This is a genomic window from Streptomyces sp. NPDC088246 (genome assembly GCF_044741025.1).
Lineage (GTDB): Bacteria > Actinomycetota > Actinomycetes > Streptomycetales > Streptomycetaceae > Streptomyces.
Genome location: NZ_JBIURV010000146.1, coordinates 1 through 3,593, shown reverse-complemented (window position 1 = coordinate 3,593; position 3,593 = coordinate 1). Strand labels below are relative to the sequence as shown.

The following is a 3,593-nucleotide window of genomic DNA, read 5'->3' as shown; positions in this document are numbered from 1 at the left end:
GCCGAGCCGACGCGCGCACCCTCCGGATCCGGCAGCGCCGAACGGTCCAGCTTCCCGTTCGGGGTCAGCGGCAACGCCGCCAGCTCCACGAACGCCGACGGGATCATGAACGCAGGCAGGGACTGCTGCAAGTGGTCCCGCAGATGGCTGACGGCAGGGATGCCCTCGGCCTGGGACTCGGGCACGACGTACGCCGCGAGGCGCTGTTCGTTACCGGCGCCGAAGGTGGTCACCGCGGCGGTGCGCACTCCCGGGTGGGCGGCCAGCGCCGTTACGATCTCGCCGGGCTCGATACGGAACCCACGCACCTTCACCTGGTCGTCCGCCCGGCTCAGGAACTCCAGCTCTCCACCCGGCAGCGAGCGCACGCGGTCGCCCGAGCGGTACATGCGGGTGCTGTCCCCGGCGAACGGGTCGGCGACGAAGCGTTCGGCGCTCAGGGCAGGCTGGTCACGGTAGCCACGGGCCACACCGGCACCGGCGATGTACAGCTCACCCGCCACACCGATCGGCACGGGGCGCAGCTGCGCGTCAAGTACGTAGACACGGGTGTTGGCCATCGGCGTGCCGATCGGAGGAACGCCTTCGGCCTCGGGGTCGAGGACGGCCATGGTGGCGCAGACGGTGACCTCGGTCGGACCGTATGCGTTCAGCAGCCGGAAGCGGCTGCGCCATGCGGCGGCCGCGGCCTCCTCAAGGCGTTCGCCCGCAGTCACCAGTGTCGTGAGGCCCGTCAGGTCGGCCGGGGTCAGGGCGGCCAGGAGCGACGGCGGGAGTGTCGCCACCCGCACTTCCCGCTCGCGCACCAGCGCGGCCAGGGCCCGCGGCTCGCTCCGCTCCTGCGACGTGGCCACCACCAGCCGGCCACCCGCCACCAGCGTCACCGCGACCTCGGACACCGCGGCATCGAAACCGAACGGCGCGAACTGCAACACGCCATCCCCGGCACCCACGCCGAACGTCCGAGCCTGCGCCAACGCCAGGTTCACCACACCACCGTGCGCGACCTGCACACCCTTCGGCCGACCCATCGAACCCGACGTGTAGATGACGTACGCCAGCTGGTCGGGACCCGTCGTCACCTCGGGCTCACTCGACGGAAGCTCCGCCAGGGCGTCCGTGACGGCCGGGTCATCGAGCCTGATCACGGTCTCCGCCGAGAGATCCTCGGCCTCCGAACCGGCACGGACGAGCACTTGGGCGCCGCTGTCGGCGAGCATGAACGCGAGCCGCTCGGCCGGGTATTCGGGGTCCAGCGGCAGGTAGGCGGCTCCCGCCTGCCACACCGCGAGCGCAGCCACAACCATGTCGATCCCGCGCGGCAGGCACAGGGCCACCACGGACTCCGCACCGACGCCGGCGCCGCGCAGATGGTGGGCAAGACGGTTCGCGCGTGCCAGGAGATCCCCGTACTTCAGGGACTCGTCACCGCACACCACCGCCACCGCATCCGGATGTTCGGCGGCCCGTGCCGCGATCAGCTCGTGCACACCGCCTACTGCGGGCAGCGACTCGGCCGTGTGGTTGCGCTCGTACACCAGCTGGGACCGCTCGGCCTCGGTCAGGTCCGGCAGATCGTCGATGCGCCGGCCCGCGTTCTCGGCGAGGGCGTCGAGGAGTGTGACGAGGTGTCCTGCCATCCGCTCGATCGTGGCAGGGTCGAACAGCTCACTGCTGTACTGAAATTCTCCCAAGAGTTCGTCTCCGGACGCTCCCAGTGTGACCACCAGGTCGAACCTCACCGGCAGGGCGTCCGGGCCGGGTCCCTGCTGGTCGGCGGAGTCCTCGAGATCGGGGGTGGCAGCTTCGCCGGGATCGCCGGACTGCCCGTTGTCGTAGTCGAAGAGGACTTGGAAGAGCGGACTGCGCGAGCGGTCCCGCTCCGTCACGAGCTCGTCCACGAGCTGCTCGAACGGCACGTCCTGGTGGGCGTAGGCACCGAGCGTCGTGTCTCGTACGCGGCCGAGGAGTTCGGTGAACGTCGGTCCGCCCGACAAGTCGGTCCGCATGACGAGCGTGTTGACGAAGAAGCCGATGAGGCTCTCGGTCTCGGCCCGGTTCCGGTTCGCAACCGGGGTGCCCACGACCACGTCGTCGGTGCCCGCGTACCGCCCCAGCAGCACGTTGAAGGCCGCCAGCAGGGTCATCGACATGGTGGCGCCACCCTCGCGGGAGATGACCCGCAGCCGCTGCGCCGTCTGCGCCGACACGCGGAAGTCGACGAATCCCCCCTTGGTGGAGCGGACCGGGGGGCGTGGGCGGTCGGTGGGGAGTTCGAGGGTGGGTATGCCGCTGAGCCGGTCGCGCCAGTAGGCGAGCTGGGTGTCGAGGACGTCGCCGGTCAGCCACTGGCGCTGCCAGACCGCGAAGTCGGCGTACTGGATCTCCAGCGGCGGCAGCGGGTCCGGGTCACCCGCGCGGAACGCCTCGTACAGGGCGACGAGTTCGCGGCGCAGGATGCGTCCCGACCACTCGTCCGACACCACGTGGTGCATGGACAGCGCCAGCACGTGCTCCTGTGCGGCGACCCTGATCAGGGTCGCCCGCAGCAGCGGCCCGCGCGCCAGGTCGAACGGCACCTGCGCATCCGCCGCGACCACGCCCCGCACCGCGACCACCGGGTCCGCACCCGTCGGCACCTCCACCACCCGCAGCTCGAACGGCGCCGGCTCATCGATCACCTGATGCGCCACACCCTCCGCGTCCGCCACCAGACGCGTCCGCAGCACCTCGTGCCGCGCCACCACCCCACCCAACGCCGCACGCAACGCCGCCACGTCGACGTCGACGTCCCAGCGCACGGACGTCGACAGGTTGTACTCGGACGATCCCGGTTCCAGCTGGTCGAGGAACCACAGGCGCTGCTGGCCGAAGGAGAGCGGCAGGGCCCTGCCCCGGTCGACCGCCACCACCGGAGGGGCGACCACGGCGTCTCCGGCGCCCTCGATCACCACAGAGAGCTGCCGCACGGTGGGCTCGTCGAAGAGCGCCGACAGCGGTACCTCGACGCCGAACACCTCACGGACACGGGAGATCACCTGGGTGGCCAGGAGCGATTGCCCGCCCAGTTCGAAGAAGTTTCCCTCGGCACCTATCTCGTCGGTGCCCAGCACCTGCGCCCACACCTCGGCCAGGATGCGCTCCACCTCGGTGCGCGGTGCAACAAAGCCCGTCTGGTCGTGGAGCACGCTGTCGGGGGCGGGCAGTGCTGCGTGGTCGAGTTTGCCGTTGGCGGTCAGCGGGAGTTCGCTCAGCTCCACGAATACCGACGGAACCATGTACTCCGGCAACCGCCCCGCCAGGAACGCACGCAACTCCCCGACCGGCGGTACCCCCTCCTCCAGACCATCAGGAACCAGATACGCCACCAAACGGCGCTCCGCACCCGCACCGCTGGCCGTCACCACCACCGCGCCGACCTGCGCATGACCCAGCAGCGCGGACTCCACCTCACCCGGCTCGATCCGGAAACCACGCACCTTGATCTGACCATCCGCACGACCCACGAACTCCAGCCGGCCATCCCCCAGCCACCGCACCCGGTCACCCGTCCGATACATCCGCCCACCATCCGCGGCAAACGGATCAGCCAC

At 70.5% G+C, this 3,593-nt stretch carries 1 protein-coding gene; it reads right to left on the bottom strand.

Features of this window, described 5'->3' with window-relative positions:
- Positions 1-3,560 (bottom strand): amino acid adenylation domain-containing protein (locus ACIPEK_RS46370; RefSeq protein WP_402008994.1); only part of this gene is annotated, 3,560 nt, incomplete at its 3' end.
- Positions 3,561-3,593: the final 33 nt, after the last annotated feature.